This window comes from Nostoc sp., assembly GCF_054880495.1.
On record NZ_JBTYKD010000381.1, the window covers coordinates 23,833 to 50,399 of the forward strand.

At 43.9% G+C, this 26,567-nt stretch carries 25 protein-coding genes and 1 pseudogene; 12 read left to right on the plus strand and 14 right to left on the minus strand.

Annotation, left to right across the window (positions count from 1 at the left end):
- Positions 1–188: 188 nt before the first annotated feature.
- Positions 189–3,599, plus strand: coding sequence for a DEAD/DEAH box helicase family protein (locus ACYTXL_RS32460; protein WP_461928185.1), 3,411 nt, complete (start codon positions 189–191; stop codon positions 3,597–3,599).
- Positions 3,600–4,061: 462 nt separating this feature from the next.
- Here ACYTXL_RS32460 and guaA read toward each other — a convergent pair whose 3' ends face one another.
- The 12 genes and pseudogenes from guaA to ACYTXL_RS32520 all read right to left on the minus strand — a co-directional run bounded on the left by guaA (position 4,062) and on the right by ACYTXL_RS32520 (position 12,117).
- On the minus strand, positions 4,062–5,681 hold the full coding sequence (guaA, locus tag ACYTXL_RS32465; protein WP_461928186.1) for a glutamine-hydrolyzing GMP synthase: 1,620 nt from the start codon (positions 5,679–5,681) through the stop codon (positions 4,062–4,064).
- A gap of 224 nt (positions 5,682–5,905) precedes the next feature.
- Entirely contained in the window at positions 5,906–7,021 is a 1,116-nt protein-coding gene (gene cbiD / locus ACYTXL_RS32470) for a cobalt-precorrin-5B (C(1))-methyltransferase CbiD (RefSeq protein WP_461928187.1), read from the minus strand.
- A gap of 239 nt (positions 7,022–7,260) precedes the next feature.
- Complete coding sequence (locus ACYTXL_RS32475) at positions 7,261–8,067, minus strand: DUF5984 family protein (protein ID WP_461928188.1); 807 nt, start codon at positions 8,065–8,067, stop codon at positions 7,261–7,263.
- 255 nt (positions 8,068–8,322) lie between these two features.
- Positions 8,323–8,460 (minus strand): hypothetical protein, encoded by a 138-nt coding sequence (locus ACYTXL_RS32480; protein WP_461928189.1) that lies wholly within the window; start codon positions 8,458–8,460, stop codon positions 8,323–8,325.
- A 133-nt stretch (positions 8,461–8,593) separates the two neighbouring features.
- A complete protein-coding gene (locus ACYTXL_RS32485) occupies positions 8,594–8,926 on the minus strand; it encodes a DUF5615 family PIN-like protein (RefSeq protein ID WP_335213913.1) in 333 nt (110 codons plus the stop codon).
- Entirely contained in the window at positions 8,923–9,147 is a 225-nt protein-coding gene (locus ACYTXL_RS32490; RefSeq protein ID WP_292867582.1) for a DUF433 domain-containing protein, read from the minus strand. The genes ACYTXL_RS32485 and ACYTXL_RS32490 overlap by 4 nt, the downstream gene beginning before the upstream one ends.
- Positions 9,148–9,215: 68 nt before the next feature.
- Positions 9,216–9,677, minus strand: coding sequence for a hypothetical protein (locus ACYTXL_RS32495; RefSeq protein ID WP_461928190.1), 462 nt, complete (start codon positions 9,675–9,677; stop codon positions 9,216–9,218).
- 23 nt (positions 9,678–9,700) lie between these two features.
- On the minus strand, positions 9,701–9,946 hold the full coding sequence (locus tag ACYTXL_RS32500; protein WP_461928191.1) for a hypothetical protein: 246 nt from the start codon (positions 9,944–9,946) through the stop codon (positions 9,701–9,703).
- A pseudogene (locus tag ACYTXL_RS32505) lies at positions 9,930–10,124 on the minus strand (BrnT family toxin); the annotation flags it as partial. The gene ACYTXL_RS32500 and the pseudogene ACYTXL_RS32505, both read right to left, overlap by 17 nt.
- 187 nt (positions 10,125–10,311) lie before the next feature.
- Positions 10,312–10,608 carry a DUF7734 family protein gene (locus ACYTXL_RS32510; protein WP_461928192.1) on the minus strand — a complete coding sequence of 99 codons (297 nt, stop codon included), beginning with the start codon at positions 10,606–10,608 and terminating at the stop codon, positions 10,312–10,314.
- A gap of 36 nt (positions 10,609–10,644) precedes the next feature.
- The gene (locus ACYTXL_RS32515) at positions 10,645–11,241 is read right to left on the minus strand and encodes a DUF3177 family protein (protein WP_461928193.1); all 597 of its coding nucleotides are present in this window, start codon (positions 11,239–11,241) and stop codon (positions 10,645–10,647) included.
- 630 nt (positions 11,242–11,871) lie between these two features.
- The gene (locus tag ACYTXL_RS32520; protein WP_292769998.1) at positions 11,872–12,117 is read right to left on the minus strand and encodes a Calvin cycle protein CP12; all 246 of its coding nucleotides are present in this window, start codon (positions 12,115–12,117) and stop codon (positions 11,872–11,874) included.
- A 682-nt stretch (positions 12,118–12,799) separates the two neighbouring features.
- Between ACYTXL_RS32520 and ACYTXL_RS32525 the strand changes: the two genes are divergently transcribed.
- Positions 12,800–14,035, plus strand: a complete 1,236-nt coding sequence (locus tag ACYTXL_RS32525; RefSeq protein WP_461928194.1) for an FIST signal transduction protein — start codon at positions 12,800–12,802, stop codon at positions 14,033–14,035.
- 73 nt (positions 14,036–14,108) lie between these two features.
- Here ACYTXL_RS32525 and ACYTXL_RS32530 read toward each other — a convergent pair whose 3' ends face one another.
- Positions 14,109–14,480, minus strand: a complete 372-nt coding sequence (locus tag ACYTXL_RS32530; protein ID WP_461928195.1) for a hypothetical protein — start codon at positions 14,478–14,480, stop codon at positions 14,109–14,111.
- A 283-nt stretch (positions 14,481–14,763) separates the two neighbouring features.
- On the opposite strand from ACYTXL_RS32530, the gene kdpA (ACYTXL_RS32535) reads away from it, so the two are divergent.
- Positions 14,764–16,509 (plus strand): potassium-transporting ATPase subunit KdpA, encoded by a 1,746-nt coding sequence (kdpA, locus tag ACYTXL_RS32535; RefSeq protein WP_461928196.1) that lies wholly within the window; start codon positions 14,764–14,766, stop codon positions 16,507–16,509.
- Here the strand turns inward: kdpA (ACYTXL_RS32535) and ACYTXL_RS32540 are convergent.
- A complete protein-coding gene (locus ACYTXL_RS32540) occupies positions 16,487–16,825 on the minus strand; it encodes a hypothetical protein (RefSeq protein WP_461928197.1) in 339 nt (112 codons plus the stop codon). The genes kdpA (ACYTXL_RS32535) and ACYTXL_RS32540 overlap by 23 nt on opposite strands.
- Positions 16,826–16,854: 29 nt before the next feature.
- On the opposite strand from ACYTXL_RS32540, the gene kdpB reads away from it, so the two are divergent.
- From kdpB to ACYTXL_RS32585, 9 genes are all read left to right on the plus strand, one after another.
- Entirely contained in the window at positions 16,855–18,996 is a 2,142-nt protein-coding gene (kdpB, locus tag ACYTXL_RS32545) for a potassium-transporting ATPase subunit KdpB (RefSeq protein ID WP_461928198.1), read from the plus strand.
- A 6-nt stretch (positions 18,997–19,002) separates the two neighbouring features.
- The gene (locus ACYTXL_RS32550; protein ID WP_461928199.1) at positions 19,003–19,272 is read left to right on the plus strand and encodes a potassium-transporting ATPase subunit F; all 270 of its coding nucleotides are present in this window, start codon (positions 19,003–19,005) and stop codon (positions 19,270–19,272) included.
- Between the two features lie 547 nt (positions 19,273–19,819).
- The gene (gene kdpC, locus ACYTXL_RS32555; RefSeq protein ID WP_461928205.1) at positions 19,820–20,458 is read left to right on the plus strand and encodes a K(+)-transporting ATPase subunit C; all 639 of its coding nucleotides are present in this window, start codon (positions 19,820–19,822) and stop codon (positions 20,456–20,458) included.
- 668 nt (positions 20,459–21,126) lie between these two features.
- The gene (locus ACYTXL_RS32560; protein WP_461928200.1) at positions 21,127–21,492 is read left to right on the plus strand and encodes a TrkA C-terminal domain-containing protein; all 366 of its coding nucleotides are present in this window, start codon (positions 21,127–21,129) and stop codon (positions 21,490–21,492) included.
- 4 nt (positions 21,493–21,496) lie between these two features.
- Positions 21,497–22,003 carry a hypothetical protein gene (locus tag ACYTXL_RS32565; RefSeq protein ID WP_461928201.1) on the plus strand — a complete coding sequence of 169 codons (507 nt, stop codon included), beginning with the start codon at positions 21,497–21,499 and terminating at the stop codon, positions 22,001–22,003.
- A 68-nt stretch (positions 22,004–22,071) separates the two neighbouring features.
- On the plus strand, positions 22,072–22,470 hold the full coding sequence (locus ACYTXL_RS32570) for a hypothetical protein (protein ID WP_461928202.1): 399 nt from the start codon (positions 22,072–22,074) through the stop codon (positions 22,468–22,470).
- 69 nt (positions 22,471–22,539) lie between these two features.
- On the plus strand, positions 22,540–24,240 hold the full coding sequence (gene kdpA, locus ACYTXL_RS32575; RefSeq protein WP_461928206.1) for a potassium-transporting ATPase subunit KdpA: 1,701 nt from the start codon (positions 22,540–22,542) through the stop codon (positions 24,238–24,240).
- Between the two features lie 90 nt (positions 24,241–24,330).
- A complete protein-coding gene (locus tag ACYTXL_RS32580; protein WP_461928203.1) occupies positions 24,331–24,585 on the plus strand; it encodes a DUF7219 family protein in 255 nt (84 codons plus the stop codon).
- A 118-nt stretch (positions 24,586–24,703) separates the two neighbouring features.
- Positions 24,704–26,164 (plus strand): hypothetical protein, encoded by a 1,461-nt coding sequence (locus ACYTXL_RS32585; RefSeq protein WP_461928204.1) that lies wholly within the window; start codon positions 24,704–24,706, stop codon positions 26,162–26,164.
- Positions 26,165–26,567 lie beyond the last annotated feature (403 nt).

The window sequence follows — 26,567 nt, forward strand, 5'->3', positions numbered from 1 at the left end:
TAAAAATATGATATGTAATTTTTAACGAAATGGGCGATGGCGTAACCGCCCTTTCCGGTGGCGTAGTTCACCCGCGAAGCGATCGCTATGCTCTTGTTGCGGGATAAACAGCCCGTGGAATTCTAACTTGAAGACAAAATAAATACTGAATATAATGTAATTTAATTAACAAGAGCTTGATTAATTGAATGAGCCAGTTTACATTCCTCCAAGCTGAATTCCCCGCAGTTTACGAATCCGCAAAGAAAGCTTTTAGTGCAGTATATCCCGACCCCCGCACCGCCTGCTTTTATGCCCGTCGTGCCTTGGAGTTAACCGTAAACTGGTTGTATAAACACGATAATTCCCTAGAACTGCCCTATCATGACAACTTGAGCGCCCTGATTCATGAACCCACCTTTAAAACTTTGGTAGGCGAGGCAGTATTTAACAAAACACGAGTCATCATCAAACTGGGTAATCAAGCAGTCCACAGCGCTAAACCCATCCCTGTCAACGATGCCATAAACGCAGTACGGGAATTTTTTCACGTTGCGTACTGGTTAGCACACACCTACGGACGCAGCAGCAAACCTGAACCGGGGCTGGCTTTCAACCCGGAAGCATTGCCCAAAACTGCACCAGTGCCTAAACAAACCATTGAGCAACTCCAGAAACTGGAAACCCAACTGCGGGAGCGCGATGAAAAACTCTCCACACTTCTCGCTGACAAAAACGCACTGGATGAAGAATTAAAGCGATTACGGGCAGAGATAGCAGCAGCCAAGAAAGCCAGTACCACCCAGCCAGATACTCACGACTATTCTGAAGCACAAACCCGCGATATCTTCATCGACCTCTTGCTAAAAGAAGCAGGTTGGGCGCTCGATCAACCCCGCGACCGCGAGTTTGAAGTTACAGGGATGCCCAACGCATCGGGTAAAGGTTTTGTAGACTACGTACTCTGGGGCGATGATGGTAAACCCCTGGCGATCGTAGAAGCCAAGCGTACCCGACACGACTCCCGCATCGGGCAGCAACAGGCTAAATTATATGCCGATTGTCTAGAAACACAGTTTGGTCAGCGTCCAATAATCTTCTACTCCAACGGTTACGAGCATTGGCTGTGGGATAATACCAATTACCCACCGCGACAGGTGCAGGGATTTTACAAAAAAACCGAATTGGAATTGCTTGTACAGCGCCGGACTACCCGTAAGTCTTTAGCAGAAGCCACCATTAAGCCTAGCATTGCCGAACGCTATTATCAAACTCGTGCTATTCGCCGCATTACCGAAGCCTTCGAGACTGATAAAGACCGCAAAGCACTGATAGTCATGGCTACTGGTGCAGGCAAAACCAGAACTGCGATCGCTTTGGTAGAGATGCTGATGCGTTGTAACTGGGTCAAACGCGCACTGTTTCTAGCAGACCGTGTAGCCCTGGTAAATCAGGCAATAAATGTATTTAAGAAACACCTCCCCGATGCTGCACCAGTTAACTTGGTGACAGAGAAAGATACCGAAGGACGAGTGTTTGCTTGCACCTATCCCACCATGATGGGGTTAATTGATGATACCCGCGATGGGCAGCGTCGTTTTGGCGCAGGGCATTTTGACCTGATAATTATTGATGAAGCCCATCGCTCAGTCTTCCAGAAATACCGCACCATTTTCAACTACTTTGATTCTCTCTTGCTGGGACTAACCGCCACGCCCAAGGATGAAATAGACCGCAATACCTACGGACTGTTTGACCTAGAAAACGGCGTACCTACCGATGCCTACCAGCTAGAAGATGCCGTAAATGATGGCTTTCTCGTACCACCCAAAGCTGTATCAGTACCCCTGAAGTTTCAACGCCAGGGGATTAATTATGATGAACTTTCTGAAGCAGAAAGGGAAGAATGGGACGCTCTGGAATGGGATGACGAAGGCAACGCACCTGAGCGTGTAGAAGCAGAAGCTGTCAACAAGTGGCTATTCAATCAAGATACTGTAGACAAGGTACTAGCGCATTTGATGACCAGGGGGCTGAAAGTTGCAGGTGGCGATCGCCTGGGCAAAACTATTATCTTTGCTAAAAACCAAGATCATGCCAATTTTATTGGTGAACGCTTCAATCTCAACTACCCGCACTTTAAAGGTGAGTTTGCCCGCGTTATTACCTTCAAAACCACATATCCCCAAACCCTAATTGATAGCTTTTCCAACAAAGATAAAGAACCCCATATTGCTATCTCAGTGGATATGCTTGACACTGGGATTGACGTGCCAGAGGTAGTAAATCTGGTGCTTTTCAAACTTGTACGCTCCAAAACTAAGTTCTGGCAGATGGTAGGGCGGGGAACCCGTCGCTGCCCCGATTTATTTGGTGTAGGACAAGATAAGCAATTTTTCTACTTGTTCGACTATTGCCAGAACCTGGAGTTTTTTCAGCATAATCCAGAGACGACTGATGCCCCAATAGGTAAATCCTTGGGCAAGCAGTTGTTTACTGCGCGATTGGAGTTAATCACAGAGCTAGATAAAAAGGTCGTTGAGGTTGACAGTACCACAATCAAAACACCTCAAGTCTCCGACTCTGAACCAAAGACCGATACAGAATTGCGCCAGCAAGTGGCTAATCTACTCCACACTGAAGTTGCTGCCATGAATAGCGAAAACTTCGTAGTACGCCCTAAGCGACGACTGGTAGAAAAATATGCTAGTTCCGAAGCATGGGTATCGCTATCCGATGAAGATTTTACCGCACTGAGCCAAGAAGTAGCTGGTTTGCCCTCCCAATTGGAAGCGGAAGCAGAAGAGACAAAGCGGTTTGATGTCCTGGTACTGAAGTTACAATTAGCAATACTGCGATCGGAGCCTGCCTTTGAGCGTTTACGAGAACAGGTGAAGTCACTTACCTCTTTGCTAGAGGAGAAATCCGCTATCCCATTAGTACGGGAGCAGTTGCCTTTGATCCAGGATGTACAAACCGATGAGTGGTGGCAGGATGTGACATTGCCCATGCTGGAGGTAGTACGCAAACGCCTACGGGGGCTAGTAAAGCTGATTGAGAAACAGAAACGCCAACCCATTTATACCGACTTTGAGGATGTGATGGGGGATGAGATCACAGTGGAGTTACCTGGCTTTACATCATCGGATAACTTTGAGAAATTCCGAGCTAAAGCAAGGGCTTTTTTGCGATCGCATCAGGATCATGTAGTTATCTTCAAACTGCGGAAAAACTTGCAACTGATTTCATCCGACCTGTCTGAGCTAGAGAGAATACTGGCGCAGAGTGGTGTGGGTGAGGCGGAGGATATCGTCCGTGCTAAAGAACAGTCACAGGGTCTGGGTTTGTTCGTTCGCTCCTTGGTGGGGCTAGAACGTGAGGTAGCAAAACAGGAACTCGCTAGGTTCCTATCTGGCAAGAAGCTTAACTCTAATCAAATTGAGTTTGCAAATATGATTGTGGACTATCTAACAGAACACGGCGTAATGGATGCTGCTCTCCTTTATGAATCCCCATTTACCGACATTACACCACAGGGCCCAGATGGATTATTTACGTCGTCCCAAGTGGACGAATTGGTTTCTCTGCTTGAATCCGTTTATGCGCGGGCAGTAGCGTAGAAATAAGTTAGGGAAACGTTGAACGCAGGCACGCATCTATCTTGCATCAGCTTCAGCTACAGCAGCGCCCACGTCTGGTTTGACCTCCTTCGCCTTCTTCTCAATAGGCAACAAAAACTTATCTTTGACCTTGCTTAAATAACTAGTCAACCCTTACAGCAGTTTTCATGTATTTGAACCACATCTGTCGTAGGGGCACAGCAATGCTGTGCCCCTACCGCGTGGTCTATTTACCTGAAAATAGCTGTAAGATTGCTTTTTTATGACTTTTTCAGCAAGCCCTAATTATTCACGCCCACTTACTTACTCAAAATTTAGCAAATAGGGAATTTTGCGGCATTCTTACTCTTAGGAAACCCAAAGTCAAAAAAATAGACAATGCCGAGGCTGAAAACGAGTCAAGTCAGCATTGCCATTTTGAAATACACCAGGAGTCAGGAATCAAGTCAATTCAAAACTTGATTACTCCCATTCAATGGTTCCAGGCGGCTTAGAGGTGATGTCATAAACCACGCGATTCACCCCTTTCACCTCATTCACAATCCGAGTGGAAATCACTTCTAGGACATCGTAAGGCACTCTCGCCCAATCAGCAGTCATGCCATCTTCACTAGTCACAATCCGCAAAACAATCGGGTAAGCGTAAGTACGTTGATCCCCCATAACGCCAACACTACGAATTGGCAGCAATACAGCAAATGCTTGCCAGAAATCATGATACATACCGCGTTGATTAATTTCTTGCCGCACAATCAAATCGGCATCGCGCAAAATGTTTAACCGCTCAGATGTCACTTCCCCTAGAATGCGAATTGCCAAACCAGGCCCCGGAAAAGGTTGGCGTTGGACAATCTCTTCTGGTAAACCAATCGAACGCCCAACTTTGCGGACTTCATCTTTAAATAGTTTCCGCAGTGGTTCAACCAATTTAAATCTTAGGTCTTTAGGCAAACCACCAACATTGTGATGACTCTTAATTTTCACCGCTACCCGCTCACCAGTTTGGGGATCAACGTTGGTGTCAGCAGATTCGATCACATCTGGATAAAGAGTCCCTTGAGCCAGATAGTCAAACCGACCGAGGCGCTTGGATGTTTCCTCAAATACACTGATAAATTCGTGTCCGATGCGGCGGCGTTTTTCTTCAGGATCTGTGATCTGTGCGATCGCAGCTAAAAAGCGATCGCGAGCATTAACATACTCTACAGGAATGTGAAACTGCTCTTGAAACAGCTTTACCAATCGCTCTGGCTCATACTTTCGCATAAAGCCTTGATCGATAAACACGCAAGTCAGTTTGTCGCCAATCGCTTTATACAGCAAGAAGGCCAACGTAGAAGAATCCACTCCCCCAGACAGCGCCAACAGCACCCGCTTCTGTCCAACTCTGGCGCGAATTTCTCGAATTGCTTCTTCGACAAAAGCCGATGTTGTCCAACTAGGTTCGCAATTGCAGATATGATAGACAAAATTACGGATTAATGCTATACCGCCAATAGAATGCACCACCTCTGGATGGAACTGAACGCCGTAAAGTTTCCGTTCGTGGTTGGCAACCGCAGCACAGGGAGTATTTTCAGTATGTGCGAGCAATTCAAACCCTGATGGCATTTGGGTAACTGAGTCTCCATGACTCATCCACATGGTAGTGCCATCTTCAACGTTAGTCAGCAAATCTGTGGGATCATCAATATATAATGATGCTTTGCCGTATTCACCTCGGTCAGCCTTTGCCACTTCTCCACCGAGTTGGTTTACCATCAGCTGCATCCCATAACAAACACCCAAAATGGGTATTCCCAAATTCCAGATTTCAGGGTCACAATGGGGAGCATTATCAACATAAACCGAACTCGGTCCACCGGAGAGGATGATTCCCTTCGGATTGAGTTGGCGCAAATTTGCAGAAGTAGTGCGATAGGACAAAACTTCAGAGTATACTTGAGTCTCGCGGATGCGACGGGCAATCAGCTCAGAATATTGGGAGCCAAAGTCCAGAATTACAATCAATTGACGATCAAGCCGCCCAAAATTTTCTAATGTTTGAGGCGCTTGTTGTGTTGGTATCACCGCTGTATTCATGACGGGAGAGTTATATCTGTTAAGGGTAGATGCTTTGTGGTCTATGGTGATGCTATTATTCAGCCTCGGCAGGCTGATAATGGTATAGAGAGCCTTTACAAACGCGAGTTTATGTGCGTTTGTCTAGTCCCTGAGTCGGAAATGGTCTTAAAACGATAAACTTATCCGAAAGTGGTTACTTAAAAGACTATTTATTTGGATTGTTTAGGATTAGTTATAATAAATTAACATAATTTTCCCATCAACAGACCAGCAGTTTTACTCTTCACGATAATTTTGCGATCGCGATCAAAAAGAATCGAGCCACAGATTGTTACTCCTATGCCCCTTTCGCTATGGCTTTGAATGTATTCTTGAGAACGAACATCAATATTTTCAGCGATCGCAGTGTAAACTTGATTTACCCAATCACTACCAGTTTCAGCATCTAGCGATCGTAAATATGTTAGTGCTGCTTCGGCAGTCGCACTATTAAACACAGCTTGGACATCTGGTGATTTTAAACCAGCGATCGCACAGTGCGCCGCCAAAATTTCCCGGCGTCCGTCAGCCAAATAGTGATGAGTGTGAAAAATCCCCCCAGCCAGTTTCATCAGCTTACCGTGATAGCCAAATAATAAGATTTCTTTCACACCCAGCACATCCGCTTCTACTAACATTGGGCCCAGCCAGTTAGCAGTTTTGACCAATTGCTCAGGATTAATCCCTAGTTTCCGCGCTAAATCTAGGCCATTCTCGCCGATACAGAATACTAAACTCTCAAACCGACTAGCTTTATTTTGTAATTGATCCCGAAAAACTGCAAGTTGATCTGGTGTACTTAAGGGTTGAGAAATGCCAGTTGTGCCTAAAAGGGAAAGTCCTTCAACCACACCAAAGGCAGAATTTGAAGTTCTAACAGCTAGCGATCGCCCTTGGGGTAAAATAATCGTCACCGTGATTTTTTCTGCCGGTGCTAGCATCCGTTGCAAATTTTCTTTTAAAAGCCTTTGAGCATAAGCATAAATAGCCGGCTTGTCATCAGCATTTAATTGCCTACCAATTCCTTCCCCACCTTTAATAATTACAGCATCATCACCCTGTTCTCGCCATTCCACCAGCGCCCAAACAGGTGTATCTTTAGTGAGGTCAAGATTATCACCGGGATCGCTGCGGGTGATTGCTAAAGCCATACTTTTAGATAGTCCTGCTACCTGTTCAATTGGAATTTCGGCGATTTGATCTGGTTCAATTAGATATACTGACGCTATGTTTAAAGCTTGGCGATCGTGTAACCAATGTAAAGCTGCAACAGCAGCAGCGCAGGCAAAGACGGGAAGTGTGTATCCAGAACGGGACATTTTGTAAATTTAAAAGTCAAAAGAATTCTTCAAAATTGTACCCTTACTCTTAAGCAAGCTACGCGCAACGCGTCACCTTGGCGCAACCTCTGGTAGAGAATTGAAGACAGTTTCAGACGGTAATTGAGACCCCAAGTGTAGCTTGCTTCCTTTAGGGTAACGGCACAGTTGAGCGGCGGCAGATCACTCTAAACTAAGCACTGGGATCTTTGTGCTATCGGCTCCAACGCAGTGTTCGACTACTTGGCAGATTGATTGACATCAATCATTTTAAGCGCAGCCAGTGTATCATCCCAAGATACAGAGGGAGACCTTTTAAGAGCTTGATCAAACCACGTTTTCCGGTCTTGTTGCTCATATCTTAGATGCTGAGTGTCTACATAAATTTCTGACCGACACCAGCGATCGCAAACACTCTCAACGCGTTCAGCCATCTCACCCATCAGCTGATCGTGGAAGGCGCGAACTTCATCCAAAAACTCATTCCGCTTAATGTAGTAGTGTCCTTGCCTTGTTGACCAGACTTGGATGCCTTCTAATGCAATATCTGTGTTGTCCCAACTAATGATGACATCACGATCAGTAGACCATATCCAGATTCTGGGTGCGTTTTGAAGATAGCCAGCATCCAGCCGACGAGTATCTTGCCATGAGACTGCAAGTTCAAATGCCTCTATTGCCTTGTCTTCATTGGGTTGATTATCAACCCAATTTACCGCATCGTTTTTCCACTCAAACCAAGCAGTTTCATCCTTCTCAAAAAAGTTAGAAAGCTCAGTCGGTAAAGGTTCAAGCACATCAGGGAGCATATCGAGGATGTCTTCCCAGAGACGCACCAGGTAATAATCGACGAACGATCCACCATAGTTAGGAAATCGTTTAGCCCAGAGGTCAACAAAATCATCAGAGTAATTGAGCAAAAACTCTGAGCCGACTTGTAAGCGGTAGAAACCCTCTGTGAAACCGAACCACGACAAGCTTAAATCAGGAGGCTTACCCCACGCTTGTACTTCTTTTAGCGGACGGAGACTAAAATCAAACAACATGGAGGTCGTCTACATAAACTGTTTTGCCAATAGTACTCTGATATTTCCCACCATGAGGAATAAATACACAACCCATTTATTCGAGGCATTTGATCAAGTCCCATCGTTTCACGATACCTCAAGTTCAGCCACTCTTCGGACATTGGGGATTGTGCCACTCGTTAATTCTTTGTAAATATCAGTTACAGCAGAAATCATGTATTTGAACCACATCTGTCGTAGGGGCACAGCAATGCTGTGCCCCTACCGCGTGGTCTATTTACCTGAAAATAGCTGTAAGTTCTTCTTCAATTCGTTTTCGGTTTCTGCCTGAGTCCAGTAGTCTGGATACTCCTGGAGATAGCCAAGCCACATCTCCTCATCTTGCCAGTAAACATATTTCTTGGTTGTCATCGGGTGAATGACTTATGAACTTCTCCAACTATGCCAACCATTTTATCAAACTGGGCGATCGCACTATCACAGTCGTCCACAGTCCTACTCACTGAGCAAACTGCCAGCCTGCAATGGATACACTATTTTCAACCTACGCTAACACCAAAATACTTTCCACTTCGCTAATTACAAACTGGCTGATTATACCAAAGTTATCACGCAGGATTTGGACAATTTTAGAAGTTGGGCTGTTGCCAATACGGAGATAGATAAATTTGGGTGGATGACCATAGAGAAGACTGCGCTGATGAAAATCAGAATCTTTGGAAGCAATTACGAAATCGTGTGCTTTAGCGTACTCCCAGATAATCACATCGTCTGTGTTGATTAACCCTAAAGTTTTAACGTGTACTGAATCAGGATATAAATCTACAATCCGTGAAATAATCCGATCAGACAGATTTTCGTCTAGAAGCAGTTTCACAGGGATACCACAAATAACTTCTTCTCACGATCAGCAGCAAAAGCTAGACACGCTTTAATATCTTCGGAAGTTAATTCAGAAAAATCCTCTAGGATTTCTGCTTCAGTCATTCCACCAGCAAGATACTCCAAAATATCATAAACAGTGATTCGCATTCCCCGGATACAGGGTTTACCACTGCGTTTTCCAGGTTCAATCGTAATAATGTCGTGGTAATTCATAAAAAAGCCTTGAATTTAGAACCAACGGACTGCAACTGTCCGCTCCATTTAATTTGTTATGCAGCTGCTTACCAAAAGCTTGGATAGTTCCGACCACCTTCAAACATCGATTCTAGCTCCTTAACTGTTGCAAGAATTGCCTCTATATCTCCATCTGAAGCCAACTCCTTAATTTCCTTGAGACGTTCCAACACTCCTGTTTTTCCATCTGGAAGCAATGCATTGAACTGATACCAATTGTAGAGGTGATACAGCAGGTGATACGTAACACCGATATCTAGTTCATGACTAGGTTTACGTAGAAATAACTCTAAATCAACTAACCAGTCTATTGCGGCTCCAATTCCATCAACGTAAGTGTGAAAAACAGCAGTTTTCAGCATCTCTTCTGGTGCATTGGGATAAGCTTGGCGGAATGCCTGTTTTGCCTCGCTGCTCAGGTTGCTACGTGGTAGCAAAGTTTGGACGATTTCCCAACGTTGTTCTCGACTCAATTGTTTTGGGGTATTCGCATCCTGTGACTGTTGCATCTAAGAACTCTCACTGACCATTTCTATTCCGTCTGCTGCACCGCAGTATTGAGTTGCTGACGCTGGGCAACCTGGATTAACATCCTTAACGCTCCATTCACGGCTGCATCATTGGGAAAAGCTTGAGCAACATCACGATCTAAAAGTACTAAGTTCGTTCCCGCACGATATCTCTCAACATATTTGCCCTTAACTCCCCCCTCCATTTGAGCAAAATCGTACTCAGAAAGTAATTCGTCTTCCATTTCATTTTCAACTTCCCTCTTCATAGAATCTCCTCTCGTGTCGGGTGGCTTTTCGGGCACTAATAATTCGTATCTTTTCTCCTCGGTCAGTATGTGCAACAACTAAAAGTTGTCCAAAACCAGATATGCCAATAATAACGTAGCGGTTTTCTCTAATGGAATGATTGGGATCAGAGAAAGTTACAGATGGAAGGTCATTAAATACGGTTGAAGCTTACTGAAACGAAACATCATGCTTCTCAAGGTTTAACGCTGTCTTCTTTGGGTTCCACTCAAATTCCATGCAAAATTTTCTCGCCATCTTGTCCTGGAGTTTAGCAGGGCTGTGACGATGCTCCATCAACAATCACAAAGTCACCCTTGCCACAAAATTACGAATTACGAATTAGTTAGACTCCCATTTCTGATAATAGAGCTTCCATAGCTGACCAAGAGAGTCTTTGTTGAATATAACGCGGGGCTTCAGGATTGTAAGGACTGGCTACTCGGTCAATGTTGAGGATATTTGCCCCATCTGGCATAACTGGTACATCTGCATCAAATGCCGTTGGACGCATCAAAGAACTGGAAAAGCCTTTGAAAATAGCAATTGTATCTTGCTCATCGGCAATTCCCACCGTTACAAGTAGGACTTCTTGAGGGCGTTTAGCGGTGTATTCTTCCAGTCGCTTGCCAATGGAACTCATTTTTTTAAGAGTAGGGGTGTAGTGACGCAGCGACGGTTACTGTGGTGTGGCCGAGCGTCCCTGCTTGCCCAGCTTAATCAGAACAAAATAGCTTAAGTAAAGCACATAAATTACTAAACTAGTTATGCCAAGAAAACCTAAGAACTCAGCCTTGCTATTAGCATGGAAATATTCTTTGAATAGCAATGGAGCCTCGAACCAGACGCTACAATAGGGAGTATTCAGGGCATTGCCAGAAAAAGCACAACCCAAAAAAGGGATAAAAGCTAGTGTACCCAAAATACAATAAACAGTTGTAGCCCACCGCCAAGAGGTAAAAATAAATTTCAAAGAGCCACTGGTTTGATACTCAATTTCATCGTTGAGATCCACCCAGAACCATAGCGAAATCGGGATCAAAATCCGAGCCATCAACCCAGAGATAAAGCTAACTGGATATTGGGCAATCATTAAGTAAATCGTGATTGCCACCAAGCTTGATATTCGCCAGTATATAGTCAATAAGCGTTGTATGCTTTCTGCTTTTTGTACAAATGCCCAAATCAGAAGAATTAGCGGAATAATTACCAGGAATAATACCGCCAGTCGGTAATCAATCCAGACAAAAGGGCGAAACCAAATATTATAGTCCATAGTTGTTCTCAAACAATAAATAAAAAAGAATTTAGAAGTCAGGAGTCAGAATAAATCAACTAGGGTTTTATCCACTACCTGATTGTAGACCGCTTAATAAGGCAGGGATCTTAAACTCTTTCAGTACTTAGGCAAACAATAGCCGAAATCCTAATTTTCAGATAGGGGCAATACCCTGCGGTCAGCCTTCGTCTACATGAATTCCCCCTACTAGCGTGTAGTTTTGCGTAAATCTTACCTTTTATTTAGGAGTCAGTCGGACTCCAATTCATCCTGAATTCTTTTTGATAATAGTTTAATCAAAGCATAAAGCTCAGTGGTTAGCCTCAAGACTGCGCTCTAACTTCTTTTTGTAAGCAAGTGGCTCTCCAACTCATCCGATTTCACGAAATTTATACTACAAACAAGTTTATAGGGGCATACAGATGTACGCCCCTACAGCCAATTCATTAAATTTTAACCCTTAGACATTCCTAACTCCAGATATCTAACCAATTTCCACCCGTTGGAGAAAATGATCAAATAGGAGAGTACTATTTTGCCGGGAGTAGCGTAAAAATGCGAAATCTCAGTAAGTAAATCCTGCTTGCTTGCTGACCAAAGGAACAGAAAATTTACTTGCTTCAATTTCTAGTCGTCGTAAACCCGGCATTCAATTGCATCTGGGTTATCATCACAATACTGTTCTAGAGAGTTTTTTGGCTTGCTTTGGCGCTTGTGGGAAGCTTCAGCTTGCAATTCCTCTACTGCATCCCAAGCAGCAGCACACTCTGGTGAGTTGCTACCGTTAATATCACAGACAGTACGCGCTTGTTCCACTTCTTCGTGAATTTTTTCTTGGATGTCGCTCTTTGCTGTTTCTTGGATGTTGGTCATTGCTTTAGTCTCGTTGTGTGTTGGTGAACTACCACACACCAACCGCTAGGCGGTATAGTGTGGGCTTCCCAGTTCATCGGGAATAGCCAAGAGAACTCTGTAATCCTGTTGGTCTTACATTCCCTCCAAGGGCAGAAGTCCTGGTTCCCAAGACCGAAATTTTTTATCTTGTAACATATACCTACTAGCTTGGTTTTCGCTTACGGCATTGATGGTCAAGATGTTTGATCATACCAAAAAAAAGTTCGTTTTTCCATGTTTTTCCCACCCGCTTTATATCCCGCCACTGATTCTGAGTACATAATTCACTGGGGAACTTAGGGTGTAAAAGTTAATACTAGTATAGAAGAACTTCACAAATGGCAGTTTTTGGCTTTATTACTAACCATTCTAACCATTTAGCTGATCATAAGTTAGTGTTTTAGCCGATTGATTTCTAACCAACACAACAAAATGCTGCATCTATGATGCATTTAGCTTTATTTTTTAAGATTTTGTGGAATCAGTACTAGAGATAAATAATCATACAATATATTGAGATGCATATATTTAGGGAATGAGGACCCCAGTTTTTTGGGATGCAGGAAACAAAGGGCTGGCGTCAGTTCTTGTAAGATGTAATTCTTCCCAAAAGAAAAAATCAAAACCTACTAGCCTAAAAAGAGAAAGAAGCTCAAAACTCATGGCAGACCAAATGCAGTGGGCAAACGCCCTATCAACTCATCATTCTTTGGAAGCCGCCGTTACAGATGTGGTGGAACGAGCTGTCTCATCGTTAACAGCACCTGCGGATCTAGGACTGGTATTCATTTCGTCTGCTTTTACGAGTGAGTATTCCCGACTGTTACCTTTGTTAGCTGAGAAACTTTCTGTGCCAGTGCTAATTGGCTGTAGTGGTGGAGGTGTGATTGGGACAACAGTTAGCGGAGAAACCCAAGAACTAGAAGCTGAACCAGCTATCAGCTTGACTTTAGCACACCTTCCAGGAGTGAAGATTCAAGTATTTCATGTTGTTGCTGAAGAATTACCTGATTTAGACAGTTCACCAGATACTTGGCTTGACTTGATCGGTGTGCCAGCATCACCGACACCCCAGTTCATCTTACTGTCTAGTTCCTTCGCTTCTGGAATCAACGATTTGTTGCAGGGGCTGGATTTTGCTTATCCAGGATCAGTGATCGTAGGGGGACAAGCTAGTGGTGGGGGAATGGGTGGTCGTATTGCCCTATTTTGTAACGATGCCGGCGGTGAGGAAGACCAAAGCCTGTATCGTGAGGGCACTGTTGGTATAGCTTTGACTGGCAATATTGTTTTGGAAACGATTGTCGCCCAAGGATGCCGACCAATTGGCAAACCATTGCAAGTCACAAAAGCCGATCGCAATATTATTCTGGAGTTAGATGAGAAAGTACCTCTGATGGTGTTGCGAGATTTGATTGCCAGTCTCAGCGAAGAAGAGCGTATTTTAGCACAGCATTCTCTGTTTGTTGGTGTGGCAATGGATGAATTTAAGCTGGCTTTGCAGCAAGGAGACTTTTTAATTCGGGGTATTCTTGGGGTCGATCCAACAGCTGGGGCGATCGCAATTGGCGATCGCGTCCGTCCTGGTCAAAGGCTGCAATTCCAGATACGCGATGCCCAAGCCTCTGCTGAAGACCTAGAATTACTCCTCCAAAGTTATCAACACGAACGAGAATCTGAACCCTCTGCCGTAGCTGCTTTGATGTTTTCCTGTCTGGGGCGAGGTGAAGGACTATATGGTAAACCCAATTTCGATTCGGAACTATTTCGGCGCTACCTTAACGATATTCCTGTAGGCGGCTTTTTCTGTGGCGGTGAAATCGGACCTGTTGGTGGCAGAACGTTCTTACACGCCTACACTTCAGCATTTGGAATTTGTCGCCAAAATCAGTTATGAATTAGGAATTAGACTCCTGAGCGGTAGTTGGCACATACCTAGCGACACTTACCCAAACAAATTATACTTCTGGTCAACCCTCGTCATTCCGCGAAATTGCAACTTTTACCGCAGATGGCAATATCATTGCCAATGACTCTTTGGCTAATGGTGTTCCGGGTTCATCCAAACCAGATGACCAACCCTTTGGTGCTATACGCAGTTCTCGTACCCTGCGGGTACTCCGTTGCAGAACTCGTAGAGTGGCCGCTATCTGTGTATGGATGTAACAGTAGGGGCACAGTATTGCTTGCTGTGCCCCTACCATTGGGCTGTATTCTACGCAATTGAGAACCGCTATAGCTGTTTGTTTAGCATTTATAGCAGTAGACAGACAGCTTAGGACATTCGCAAACCCTAAGAGAGCGTCTGTCACAGCTATCCATAGCAGACTTGTCCTAACCATTATGGCAGCCGCTATAGCTGTCCTTCTATATTTGCAGATATATCGAGATAAACACTCTAAAGATTTGTATATATAGACAGATATATTCCTTCTATAGGGTAGTTTAAATATTAATTTATACCTTGTGTTCTTTAGCAAAAAGCTTCATGATTAATTGAGAAAGCTCATAGCTATAGGTTAGTTAATCATAATGCCGCTATACTTGATTGTTTTTTCTGATTCATCGCCAGAAAATATCTGATATTCATCTGAAATTTATTCATGTCGGAGTTCGACTAATCCAATGGTACAAGGATGGATTCAAATTGCATTAACGCTACTAATTATAGTAGCGATAACTCCCTTCTTTGGGAAATACATGGCTCGTGTATTCCTAGAACAAAGTACTTTTCTCGACGTGATTTTGAATCCGCTTGAACGAGTGCTTTATTCTTTGGTTGGCGTTCAAACCCAAGAAAATATGACGGGTTGGCAGTATGCGCGAGCAATCCTGTACAGCAATGTAGTCATGGCGTTGCTGATTTTCTTCCTGATCGCAAATCAAGGATGGCTACCCCTTAACCCAACCAAGATAGGTGCCCCAACCTGGGACACCATAGTACACACTACAATTTCCTTTATTACCAATACCAACCAGCAGCACTATTCTGGTGAAACTTACTTGAGCTACGGTAGTCAAATGTTGGGACTAGGCTACCACATGTTTACCTCGGCTGCAACGGGCATAGCAGTAGCGATCGCCTTTATTCGAGGGTTGACGGGTAGACCTTTGGGCAACTTCTATGTAGACCTAATTCGCTCGATAACCCGAATTTTGCTGCCGATTAGTATTGTCGGTGGGATCGTTTTCATCGCCCTTGGTGTACCAGAAACCTTGGCAGGACCTGCGGTGTTTCCGACTTTAGAAGATCCTAATATTAGTCAGGCGATCGCTCTTGGCCCAGTTGCCCACTTTGAAATTATCAAACAGCTAGGCGAGAATGGCGGCGGCTTTTTTGCGATCAACTCTGCACACCCCTTTGAAAATCCCAACGCATTTTCTAACTTAATTCAGATCGTGGCAATGCTTTCGATTCCCACGTCCCTGATCTATACCTATGGCTTGTTTGCAAATAACACCAAACAAGCCTGGTTACTCTACGGCATGGTCGGTGTTATTTTTGTCGGATTTTTGATTGTCACCGCCATTGGGGAATATAACGGCAATCCGGCTGTAAATGCGCTTTTGGGCAGTCAGCAACCGAACCTAGAGGGTAAAGAAGTCCGTTTTGGTTGGGCACAATCTGTACTGTTTGCCGTAAGTACAACTGGCACCATGTGCGGCGCGGTCAACAGTTTCCACGACTCTTTCATGCCTGCCGGCGGTTTTATTTTTCTCTCTAATATGTTCCTGCAAATCATGTGGGGTGGACAGGGTACAGGAACAGCTTACTTGTTTGCCTATAGCATCCTGGCAGTATTCGTCACGGGTCTGATGGTGGGACGCACGCCAGAATTTCTGGGACGCAAGATTGAAAAGCGTGAGGTCATCCTTGCTAGCTTCCTAATTTTGCTGGTTCACCCCATCGCCATTTTGATTCCGGGGGCGATCGCCTTAGCTTTTCCTGACCAACTGGCAGGGATTAGCAATCCTGGGTTTCACGGCTTTTCTCAGGTAATATACGAATATGCCTCAGCTGCTGCCAACAACGGTTCTGGCTTTGAAGGTTTAGGCGATTCACAACCTTCTCCGTTAGCGATCGCTACGGGGACAAAAACTACTGCAACCGCCCTGTGGTGGAATCTAAGTACCTGCTTCAGTTTAGTAGCCGGACGCTATATTCCAATCATCGGCTTGCTGTTGTTAGCAGATAGTATGTCTCGCAAACAAGCTGTTCCCTACACGACTGGTACATTGCGAACTGATACCGGATTATTTACAGGTGTCACCGCAGGCGTGATTTTAATTCTAGGCGCACTTACATTTTTCCCAGTATTAGCATTGGGTCCCATCGGTGAAGCCTTTTTTATTGCCAAAGGTATTGGGTAGGGAGTGGGGAATGGGGAGATGAAGGGACAAGGGGACAAGGAGAATTAGAGACTGATTCATCCACCTCGGAACTGGATTCATCCACCTCGGAACTAGATTTATCCCCCTCGGAACTAGATTTATCCCCCTCGGAACTAGATTTATCCCCCTCGGAACTGGATTCATCCCCCTCGGAACTGGATTCATCCCCCTCGTAACTGGATTCATCCACCTCGGAACTGGATTCATCCACCTCAGAACTGGATTCATCCACCTCAGAACTGGATTCATCCACCTCAGAACTCCGTTCATCCACCTCGGAACTCCGTTCATCCACCTCAAAGACTCATGCCCAAAATTTAATATATGCCAACTACTACTGATTCTCTTTCGGCCCGGACTCCATCTGGAACTCGTGATTCGCGCAGGCACACGCCCAAAGCGGATTTGCGGGGACTTTATCAGAGAGCAATTCGGGAGTCATTTATCAAGCTCGATCCTCGAATTACCGTCAGAAACCCAGTTATGTTTGTTGTTTGGGTGGGGACGATTGTCACCTTTCTAGTCACCCTTAACCCAAATCTGTTTGGCACAATCCAGGCAGATATGAACCAACAACGCGTCTTAAACGGGTTGATTACCTTTATTCTGTTTTTCACACTCCTTTTTGCCAACTTTGCCGAAGCCGTAGCTGAAGGACGCGGTAAAGCCCAGGCTGATTCACTAAGAACGACGCGATCGGATACGATCGCTAGCAAAATCCTCCCTGATGGTTCGATAGTAAAAGTCAGTTCTACGGAACTGCGGCGGGGGGATTTGGTGCAAGTGATTGCAAATAACATGATTCCCGCCGATGGGGATGTAATTAAAGGTATTGGCTCAGTGGATGAGTCTGCAATTACTGGGGAATCTGCTCCTGTATTGAAGCAACCAGGTACAGATATTGCCAGTTCGGTGACAGGCGGTACACGCCTACTCTCCGACGAGTTGACAATTCGCATTAGTGCTGATCCTGGTCAAGGCTTTATCGATCGGATGATTGCCTTGGTAGAAGGGGCACAACGCACTAAGACTCCCAACGAAATTGCCTTGACAGTATTGCTAGCAGTACTAACACAGGTGTTCTTGATTGTGGTGTCAACAATACCTCCCTTTGTGGGCTATATTGCCAGCTTTATCAGCACAGCCTTTGGGGTTGAGGCGGGAAACAGTTTGCGTGCAGGTGCTAGCGTTGCCATCCTGATTTCGCTACTCGTAGCTTTGATTCCCACAACTATTGGTGGTTTGCTCAGTGCGATCGGCATCGCAGGTATGGACAGGGTTGCCCAGTTTAATGTCATCGCTACCTCTGGTCGAGCAGTAGAAGCTTGTGGTGACATCAATACCCTGGTGCTAGATAAGACAGGCACAATCACCTTGGGGAACCGCATGGCTGATGAGTTTATTCCCCTGAATAATCACTCACTAAAAGACGTGGCGCAAGTCTCCCTAGCTGCTAGCTTGTTTGACGAAACCCCAGAAGGCAAATCAATTGTAGTTTTAGCAGAAAAGTCTCAGGCTGCGGTAGACTTTAACATCGACAAAGCCGAAGGTGTGGAGTTTTCGGCAAAAACCCGCATGAGTGGCACAAATCTACCCGATGGCAAACAAATTCGTAAAGGAGCAGTGGATGCCATTAAAGGGTTTGTCCGTTCCAATGGTGGCCAGGTTCCTAATGATACAGATGCAGCTTATGAGCGAGTTTGCCGATTAGGAGGTACGCCCTTAGCTGTCTGCCAAGGTAACGAGATTTATGGTGTCATCTACCTCAAAGATATTGTCAAACCTGGTCTGCGGGAACGATTTGACCAACTCCGCCGCATGGGTGTTCGCACAGTTATGCTCACAGGTGACAACCGAATTACGGCTTCGGTAATTGCCGAAGAGGCTGGGGTTGATGATTTCATTGCCGAAGCGACTCCAGAAGACAAAATTGAAGTGATTCGCTCCGAACAATCTCAGGGTAAACTGGTGGCAATGACCGGAGATGGTACTAACGATGCCCCTGCCCTAGCTCAAGCAAACGTGGGTGTGGCAATGAACTCTGGGACGCAAGCTGCTAAAGAAGCTGCTAACATGGTGGATTTAGACTCTGATCCCACGAAGCTAATTGACCTAGTAACCATAGGAAAACAGTTGTTGATTACTCGTGGAGCATTGACAACATTCTCGATCGCTAACGATATTGCCAAGTATTTTGCGATCATTCCCACGATCTTTGCAGCTGCTGGAATCGGCGCACTGAATATTATGGGATTAAAGAGTGCCCAATCTGCCATCGTCTCAGCGCTGATTTACAATGCCTTGATTATTCCGGCATTAATTCCGCTAGCACTCAAAGGGGTAAAATTCTTGCCTTTAACAGCAGATCAACTCCTACGTCGCAACATCTTGATTTATGGCCTTGGTGGGATCGTTGCTCCCTTCATTGCCATAAAACTGATAGATATTATCTTACCTTTGTCTTAATTCACTATGAAACCCGTTCAGATCCGACGCACTATCGTTGCATCCCAAGTATTAGAAGAAATAACTGAAATCTGGTGTCAATGGCGTAGACAAAAGCTGCCACTGTATTTGTTCCTGGCAATGTGTTTCAATCTAGTGGTTGCACCTTTAGTCCATGCAGCCACTGGTGAACAACTTTCCCGCAGTCAATCTTGGGGATTGGGGCTGTTAGGACTGGTTACAGTAGGGCTTTCCATCTATTTATTTTTTGTAATGTTTGTACCGGAGAAATTCTAGTAACCATTCCCTGGTTTAAAAAGACAGGGCTTTGTCCCCCGCCCAACACTACTAACAATTGCTTGTTCACTTATGTTGTTTGCGGAACTTACAGGCGCGGTTACGGTTGACCAGAGGATGTACTCATCCCCCATTAGTGTCAACTTAAGCTAAAATCTGCTGACCGTATGAGTTTTGCCCTCACCCCCAGCCCCTCTCCCAAAAATGGGAGAGGGGAGCAAATTCTCCAGTTCCCCTTCTCCCATATTGGGAGAAGGGGTTAGGGGATGAGGGCAACCCTATAACGCTTTTTTTACCTAACTTTTACCTTAAGTTGACACGCATGCTCATCCCTACACCCCATGACTCAATTTTCGTTGCTACTCCTTAGACAACTCAGCTAGTAGCATAAGCGATGACAAGCGAGTTAACTTCCTGCGTTGGGCTAATTTCACTGTTATTCGATTTTACCAAAAAAGCGTATGCTGTCACAGCAATTAAAATTGCCGTTCGGCTTTCCTCCACTGTCTGTAGTCAAGTTATTTCCAGTCGTTTCGGGGATGTTCCTATGAGTTTTGCACGCGAAGCTAGCAGAGCAGTTCGTTCTACCTTGGTACTCTGGGTAATCACAGCAATTATTTATCCTTTTGCGATGATTGCCATTGGGCAGACTGCGTTTCCGTTTCAAGCAAACGGTAGTCTCCTGAAAAATGGCGCCGGTCAAGTTGTCGGTTCTGCCTTAATTGGTCAACCTTTTACTAGCGATCGCTATTTTAACAGCCGTCCCAGTACCACCAGCTACAGCACAGCCGATCCCAAAAAAGATGATGGGGGAGTTTTGAAAACTGGGGTTTCTGGTGCTAGTAACTTGGCTCCCAGTAATCCCGCATTACTGGAACGCATCAAAGGTAAAGATGACCCCGACCCCACCAAAAAAATTGAAGGTGACTTAAATCGTCTGAAAAAAGCAGGTGTGCAGCCGACTGGCGATCTACTCTACACCTCTGGTTCCAGCCTTGACCCCCATATTACCCCCGAAGCTGCGATCGCCCAAATTGCACGAGTAGCCAAGGCGCGAGGATTTCAGCCGAGCCAACTGGAAACTTTGATTGCTCAAAACACCGATGGTCGCTTTCTTGGCATCTTTGGTGAGCCTGGGGTTAATGTGTTAAAGCTGAATTTAGCTCTCGATCAGACTAAGAAATAAAGGGATGGAAAATAGCGAAAAGGGAGTTTTCCTGATTACTGTTACGCCTCCTATTCGGAATGCTTATCTATAGCAATCCTTAATGATTACTTAAAATCGAAAAGTTTAGATTCCCGACTTATTAAATAAGTCGGGGATTTTTTTTGTTCACGAATAATTACAGCAGTTTTCATGTATTTGAACCATATCTGTCGTAGGGGCACAGCAATGCTCATGCGTGTCAACTTAAGAAAAAAGTTGCTTTGAGAAGACGTTTTGCCCTCATCCCCTAACCCCGAATCCCAAGTTGGGATTCGGGGAACTAGAGAATTTGCTCCCCTCTCCCAAAATTGGGAGAGGGGCTGTTCTTGTGAGGGTGAAACCTCGAAAGCATGCCTTGCCTAACTTCTACGTTAAGTTGACACCAATGAGCTTTTTCTGTGCCCCTACCGCGTGGTCTATTTACCTGAAAATAGCTGTAAGTAACGTAAGTCCTGATAGATTTTTCAGAAATCAAATATGATTCCTATATCAAAACTATATCTCTAAATATATGCCTCCAAAGCTAATTAATAAACATATATTTGATTTTGTTTAATACATTTTATATATCCTGAAAATATATCTAAAAAAAAGCATATTTTCTCTGGAGAATATTGCACAATACTATTAGAGTTAAAAAATGTTTTGTGTTAAAAAATAAAAAAGCTTTAGAACCAAGCCTGTTTGGTGTTTTAATCCAAGTTAATAGTGTTTACTGTGGCATTCATTTAACTGAAATTCAATTACCCGATCAATGCGTTTTTCTAGGAATTTTACGAGAAAGTCAAGTCATTTCCGCAACAGATAATCCGGCAATTTTTGCTGGAGACTATATCTTAGCGATCGCAACCCATCCCATGATGGTTCCGGCTCTCAAAGTAACTCTCAAGAAAATTCATTCTGTTTACTATTCCCTCAACAGTTGCTTGCTGGAAGCTCGAGCAACAGCCAGCCAATCTGTTGATTCTGATGATTCAGAGGTTCTAGCTAATTTACCTTCCACATATTATTAGATAGATGAATATTTACTTCTTCTCTTATCATCCAGCTGACCCGAAGATGATTAAACATTTAGGTACTCCAATTACAACCCAATTTAAGGGCGAAATTAGCGATATTTACTCTAAAGGCAATCTGATATTTTTTATCGAAACTCTGTTTCTGGGTGGGCAAAGAATTAGAGCCAGCCATACTATTCCCACTGAATCGATTGTGATTGTTGAAGCTCCACCCATATTACAAGGGGATTGGTTAGCAGCAGGAGTTTCTACACTTTTGGTTACTCATATGAAGCCAGAAACTACGGCTTGGGGTGCCGTTGTCCTCAACTATTGCGGATTAATTAAGATTCATCAGATTAAAGTTATTACCTCTCCTTGGAGCAGCCACACCGAGACTGAGGCAGATAGTGATGAGGTAACAAGTAGAGAAAAGTTGCAACTAACTAATTATTCTGGTTTATTTTCAATAGCAAATATCTTCAAAAACCGGGGATGGAAACCAAGCAAAGCTGTATCTCGCTAGTTTCTAAAGATGTTTAATTGGAGATGACCTTTACTAAATGTGAGTTCGACTAACTAAAGGTTTTTAATATGCATATTTCGGACTTTTTCCGACTTGATGTATCAGCCCAAAAAAGTGTTCATCAGTCCACCCTAATTGAAGCAATCGTACCTAAGACAACAGTTAATCATCCAAGACCACAGCAGGGAGACATTCCCTTTTTAGCAGTGTTTTTGGCTCATATTTCCTTCATGATTGTTTGGGGAATTGTCGTTTTTATCGTTTCATCTGCCTCAAAAGCGGTACAAGATGCAGCCCAAAATGCAGTACAAGATAAAGACGAAATAGTAAGCATCAAAGATTTACAGCAACAACCCTGTAAAAACTGCCAATTTTTTAACAACAACAACTATCTAAAGTGTGCAGTACACCCTTCCACTGCTCTAACTAAAGAAGCACTCAATTGCTCTGATTATATGCCTAAATAGAGTTGTTCTACCTATAATAGGTGAGTTTCCCGCTACCCCTATAGCGATCGCTTTATGCCAATCCCCAGTATGCTCCAAGGCTTTGTGCAAATCTTCCTTACCCTATTCTTGGTTGTGGTGTCAGTACCAATACTAGGACGCTACATAGCTGAAGTCTTTTTGATGCAAATAACCTGGCTCGATCCACTGATCAACCCATTGGAGCGCTTAATTTATCTCCTCATTGGTATTGAACCGCAAGAGAGCATGACTGGAAGAGAATATGCGATCGCTGTGCTACTCAGCAATACAGCAATGGCAGTTTTAGCCCTGTTGCTACTGATGTTTCAGAGTTCACTACCGTTGAATCCTACTAATTTAGGAATGCCCACTTGGGATACAGCATTACACACCACGATTTCTTTTTTGGTTGCGGCAGATTTGCAACACTATGTCCCAGAAAGCACAATGTCCTACCTGAGCCAGATCATAGCCTTGGGCTTCTTAATGTTTATTGCACCTGCTACGGGATTAGCGGTGGGAATTGCCTTCATTCGCGGCTTAATAGGTAGACCTTTGGGCAACTTTTATGTAGATTTGACTCGCTCAATGACGCGAGTACTGCTACCCTTGGCTATTGTCAGTACGGTGTTGTTGATGTTGGGTGGTGTACCCGAAACCCTGGCAGGTCCTGTAAATATTACTACCTTAGAGGGAGCAACTCAGGCGATCGCTCGTGGCCCGATTGCCCACTTTGAAAGCATCAAAGTGCTAGGTGAGAACGGTGGAGCCTTTTTTGGTGGCAACTCTGCTCATCCTTTTGAAAATCCCAATGGCGGTACAAATTTGCTGCAAGTGGTGGCAATGTTGCTGGTTCCCACAGCATTACTTCATACCTATGGTATCTTCATCGGTAACTTAAAACAGACTCGTTTGCTGTTCTGGATGGTGTTCACCATTTTTGTAGTCTTAATTGGTGTGACTGCGATCGGTGAGTATCAGGGCAATCCCGCCGTCAATGCCCTGTTGGGTAGTCAGCAGCCCAATTTGGAGGGTAAAGAAGTCCGGTTGGGCTGGGCGGAAACTGCGTTATTCGCCATCACTACAACAGCAACCATGACTGGTTCTGCTAACGGTATGTTCGACTCGTTAATGCCGTCTGGTGGATTTTGTGCTTTGCTCAACCTGTTTTTGCAAGTGATCTGGGGAGCAATGGGCACTGGTGCCGCTTCTTTGGTAGTTTATATGTTTTTGGCAGTGTTCCTGACTGGCTTAATGGTGGGACGAACGCCAGAGTTTTTGGGACGAAAAATTGAGAAACGCGAAATTACCCTAGCAAGCGTAATTATTCTGATCCACCCACTATTAATTTTGCTGCCCAGTGGTATTACCCTAGCTTTTCCTGAGCAACTTTCAGGCATGAGTAATCCTGGCTTTCACGGGTTTACACAAGTGATTTACGAGTATGCATCGGCAGCGGCGGGCAACGGTTCCGGTTTTGAAGGCTTGGCAGACACCCAACCCGCTCCCACTGCTTTGTGGTGGAACCTGACAACAGCATTTACCCTCTGGATGGGACGGTTTATTCCGATCATTGTTTTGTTACTGCTAGCAGATAGCCTGTCATCCAAGCAACCCGTACCTCCCTCAAGGGCAACCCTAAGTACAGATACCAAACTATTTACCAGCGTGACTGCCGCCACCATTTTGATTCTGGGAGCATTGACATTTTTTCCGGTTTTGGTTTTAGGGCCTGTTGCTGAAGCCTTTCAAATCGCCATCGGAAAATAGCACGATTACAGCACTCCGATAACCTTTGACTAATTCCTAATTCGTAATTTTTGGAGTTAAAAAACTAGGTTTTTGATCATGAGTAAATTAATGACACAATTGAATTATAAAGATAAAAATAGCTTTCTCTACCCTCGCAGTAGCTACTACGGTCAAGTTAAGCCAAAGAACTTAGTATTTAATGCCAATCTCCAAAAATTTGCTCAAAAAGTTGGCTACATTAGTAGTTTAGAAACGGGTGGAAAACTATCTCCTGAAGAAGCTTTCGGTAAAATTGAAGCACTCTGGGAAGAGTTGGAGCGTAGTAAAAATAAGCTGGAAATCGGTAACGATGTATCAGTTTAATTTAGTTGACTAATCTTGATGAAAGAGCAATAACAGCGATGCAGTGATTAGTAAGCTGAGAACATTTAAACAGAGTTTGAAGTGTTGAAATCTACTTTTATAAACCTGAACACATTTTATGAAACAAAAAGAGACGATATTTGTTATTCCGACTCATCGATTGAGAGATGTAGCACAGACCATCGAAAAATATGATGAGAATTTCTGGGCAAATGGTCATGCTTTAAAAATTATCGTATTTGATGATTCAAGCATTGCCAACCACGAGAAATATTACCCAATTTTAGAACAGACTAAGACTGTCAATGACGTGTTTTATGTCGGACCCCAACAGAAAGAGGAATTTATTACATTTTTAAATGAAAGACTGCGCGATAAGAAACTAGAATCATTAGTCAAAAACTTATTCCGACCTAGTTATGGAGGAAATCGCAACTTCACACTGATGTATACCCTTGGTCATTTAATGGTTAGTGCAGATGACGATATGCGACCAGATGCATTAATTGAAACTAGCCCAGAATCTTTAACAGGCGATGAAATATGTCGAGGTAAATTAATCAAGTCAAATCAGCAAGGCGGGTACATCCATAAATCTTTTGACTTACTCACAGCCTTTAGTGATGTTCTAGGTCAAAAAGCCTGCCATGTACCGGAAAACTTCGAGGCTGGAGAGTTGGTTGTCGATACAGCAATGGATTTAGAAACCAATACGACTAAGGGTTACTTTCGGGAAAATAGTCTCTTATTACAACAGGGAAGAGTATTGAATAATGCCATCGTCAAGATTGCTCAGACTTTTCGCACAGGAACTAATGATATCGATACACTTGATTTTATTCAGATGTATCTCAATGATGAAAACCAAATAAGTCCAAATGACCTGAATGATTTTTATATTCTTACGAATTTTCGACCTGTTATTACTAACAAAAACTGGAGAATGGATTGTGGAGTCGCTGGATATGATAATCAGCTAGGTTTACCACCCTTTTTCCCAACTCGCCTGAGGTTTGAAGATTATATTTACAGGATTTGGATACAGCAAGAGGGGATTGTCGCTGCACACGTTGATGCTGTCCAAAACCACATAAGAAATAACTATATGCGTAATCCTCTCGCTAGTGAACTCTTTAATGAGGAAATATGTAGCCTGCTGAAAAAGAAGATTAAAAGCAGTGTTTATCATCTTGATGACCTGGGAATCAAGTTTGATTACTCTGGCGAGGTGACGTTGCTAGATTCGGAAGAAATCCTGGAAAAAATCTCTGCTATCCACAGCCAGGTAGTCAAAGCTTCAATGTCTACCCAGAATGAAGAACGTAAGCAGTCCCTGCAATTTTTTGCTGAGAACTTATCGAGAGCATTTTATGGGTTTGAACCCGACTTTTTTCAGCAAAACGTTTCCAGAATTATCGATGATGTCATTAGTCAATTTCACGGTTCTCTAGAAATATGGCCAACTCTAGTGGAAATCTGTTACTTTTACAAAGATAAAAAAGATTTACCGCAAATCAGGGTCAAGAATAAGAAGATAAAGTCCAGAAATGGGGCGAGACTTAGCGAAAATCCCATATAAACCCGACCTTTGGCAAACAAGCAATATGCAAGACTTTACGATTTTTCATCCGCGAAAGTTTTCTTAGACATATAGTAATCTTATTTAATTCAGAGCCTCGACTTCTTGAAGAAGTCGAGGCTCTTGTTTCTTACGAATGATTCAGGATTGCTATAGTATACATTAAATAAAAAATAACGAACCACAGAGGCGCGGAGGACACTAAAATGTGGCAAAAAAATTGTAGGTTGGGTGGAGGCTTTGCGTAACCCAACATCCTGATATATGTTGGGTTGCGCTCCGCTCCACCCAACCTACGTCTAAAATGTTGCTATTCTAAGTGCAAAAATGTTCTATATAGTAGTTAATTTAGTATGTATGCAAACATTAATTATTGATAACTATGACTCTTATACCTTTAATC